Below are 2902 nucleotides of genomic sequence, written 5' to 3' on the forward strand. Positions count from 1 at the left end.
GCTGCAGGTGCACGATCACCTGGTCCACTTCTATCACCTGCATGCGCTCGACTGGGTCAACCCGGTCAACGCGCTCAAGGCCGATCCGAAGGCGACGTCCCAGCTGCAGCAGACGATTGCGCCGCATAATCCCAGGTCGTCGCCGGGCTATTTCCGAGACATCCAGAACCGGCTGAAGAAATTCGTCGAATCCGGCCAGCTCGGTCCGTTCAAGAACGGCTACTGGACCAATCCGGCTTATCTGCTGCCGCCGGAAGCCGACCTGATGGCCGTGACCCATTATCTGGAGGCGCTCGACTTCCAGAAGGAGATCATGACCACGCGCACGATCTTCGGCGGCAAGGACACCCATCCGAACTGGCTTGTCGGCGGCGTGCCCTGCGCCATCAACATGGACGGCGACATGGCTGCCGGCGCACCGATCAACATGGAGCGGCTCAACTACGTCTCCAGCGTGATCGACCGCACCCTGGACTTCGTGAAGAACGTCTACATCCCCGACCTGTTCGCCATCGCCCAGTTCTACAAGGGCTGGCTCTACGGCGGCGGCCTGTCGGGCCAGAGCGTACTCGCCTATGGCGACATCCCGGACAAGGCCAACGACTATTCGGCCGGCAATCTGTTGATGCCGCAGGGCGCGATCATCGACGGTAATCTCAAGGAAGTGCACGAGATCGACCTCCGCGATCCGGAACAGATCCAGGAATTCGTACCGCACTCCTGGTATGCCTATCCGGACGAAAAGAAAGGCCTGCATCCCTGGGACGGCATCACCGAGCCGAACTACGCGCTCGGGCCCAACCTGGTCGGCACGAAGACCAACATCGTCAACATCGACGAAAGCGCGAAATATTCCTGGATCAAGGCGCCGCGCTGGCGCGGTCACGCGATGGAAGTCGGGCCGCTTGCCCGTTACGTCGTCGGCTATGCCCAGGGCCATGAATATTTCACCGAGCAGATCAACCGGACGCTGAAAACCCTCGACGTGCCGGTCACCGCCCTGTTCTCCACCCTCGGCCGCACCGCGGCCCGGGCGCTGGAATGCGAGTGGGCTGCGGAAATGCAGCGCTACTTCATGGACAAGCTGATCGCCAACATCAAGGCAGGCGACTCGGCCACCGCCAACGTGGAGAAGTTCGATCCCGCAACCTGGCCGACAGAGGTCAAGGGCGTCGGCTTCACCGAAGCGCCGCGCGGTGCATTGGCACACTGGATCAAGATCAAGGACACCAAGATCGACAACTACCAGTGCGTCGTCCCGACCACCTGGAACGGCAGCCCGCGCGACAACGACGGCAACATCGGCGCCTTCGAGGCCTCGCTCATGAACACCAAGGTGGAGCGGCCGGAAGAGCCTGTCGAAATCCTGCGCACGCTGCATTCCTTCGACCCGTGCCTTGCCTGCTCCACCCATGTCATGGGACCGGACGGCGAGGAACTGGCCGACGTCAAGGTCCGTTGAGGGAGGGAAATCCATGTCGAACGCAATGAAAACCGCACTCGCCGCAGTCGGGATCACCGCGGCTGCCGTCTCGCCGACGCTGGCGCATACCGGTGGGCTCGTCACCGGCTTCGGAGCCGGGGTATCTCACCCCGTCCTCGGCGCCGATCACCTGCTGGCCATGGTGGCCGTCGGGCTCTGGTCGGCGGCTCAGCCAAGGGAAAAGGCCTGGCAGGCTCCGGTCCTGTTCATGCTCCTGCTCGTCTCCGGTGCGGGCCTCGGCCTTGCTGCCATGCCGCTTCCGTTTGTCGAAGCGGGCATCCTCGCTTCGATCTTCGGGCTCGCGGTGCTGCTCGTGGCCGGCCGCCGCATCCCGTCGGCACTCGCGCTGACCGTTATCGGCATCTTCGCGGTGCTGCACGGCCATGCCCATGGCTCTGAAGCGGCCGGCGCGATCGGGGCCTACATGGCCGGTTTCCTGGTCGCAAGTGCTGCCCTGCACCTGACCGGCTATGGTGTCGGACGGTTTCTTGTCCTCACACGGCACGGTCTTGCCGCATCGGGCCTGGCGGTTCTCACCGCCGGCCTCGTGCTGGCCGGCGGATAGGAGGGCGCGATGACCGTTGAAACCACCGCCCACAAGGAAGAGGCCGTCTACGTCTATGAGGCACCGGTGCGCATCTGGCACTGGGTCAATGCCCTGGCGATCCTCGTCCTCGGCATCACCGGTTACCTGATCGGGTCGCCGCTGCCATCGATCCACGGCGAACCGTCGTTCCACTACCTGTTCGGCTGGATCCGGTTCCTGCATTTTTCCGCCGGCTATATCCTGGCCGTCGGCATTCTGCTGCGGATCTACTGGGCCTTCGTCGGCAACAAGCATGCCCGACAGATCTTCCTGCCGCCGGTCTGGCGGGGAAGTTTCTGGAAGGAGCTCGTCCACGAGATGAAGTGGTACGCCATGATCACCAGTGCGCCGATGAAATACGCCGGCCACAATCCGCTCGCGACGATCGTGATGCACGTCATGTTCGTCTGGACGATCGTCTTCATGATCGTGACCGGCTTCGCGCTTTACGGCGAAGGCACCGGGATGGGGTCGTGGCAGTACACGATGTTCTCCAGCTGGGTCATCCCCTTGTTCGGCCAGAGCCAGGACGTTCACACCTGGCATCACCTGGGCATGTGGGTGATCGTGAGCTTCGTCATCGTCCACGTCTATGCCGCGGTCCGCGAGGACATCATGTCCCGTCAGTCGATCATCTCGTCCATGTTCTCCGGTTGGCGAACCTTCCGGGACGACAAACCGGCGGACGATCAACACTAGTTTCATCAAACTGTGCACATCGCAGTTCACCTCGGCGGGACCTGACAGGTTCCGCCGTTTTTTTTGTTCCGGATTGGAGTCTTCGCTTCCAGTCAGAAGCCGCGAGCCGATTACAGGCTCGCTAACCGGAAACA

General features: G+C 62.6%; 3 protein-coding genes. All 3 read left to right on the forward strand.

Annotated elements, in window-relative coordinates; genetic code table 11:
- Positions 1–1462 (forward strand): nickel-dependent hydrogenase large subunit (locus ABIN98_RS08275; RefSeq protein ID WP_346909081.1); only part of this gene is annotated, 1462 nt, incomplete at its 5' end.
- 13 nt (positions 1463–1475) lie between these two features.
- The gene (locus ABIN98_RS08280) at positions 1476–2048 is read left to right on the forward strand and encodes a HupE/UreJ family protein (RefSeq protein ID WP_346909083.1); all 573 of its coding nucleotides are present in this window, start codon (positions 1476–1478) and stop codon (positions 2046–2048) included.
- Between the two features lie 9 nt (positions 2049–2057).
- The gene (gene cybH / locus ABIN98_RS08285) at positions 2058–2768 is read left to right on the forward strand and encodes a Ni/Fe-hydrogenase, b-type cytochrome subunit (protein ID WP_346909085.1); all 711 of its coding nucleotides are present in this window, start codon (positions 2058–2060) and stop codon (positions 2766–2768) included.
- The last annotated feature ends 134 nt before the right edge of the window (positions 2769–2902 follow it).

The organism is uncultured Roseibium sp., assembly GCF_963675095.2.
Lineage (GTDB): Bacteria > Pseudomonadota > Alphaproteobacteria > Rhizobiales > Stappiaceae > Roseibium.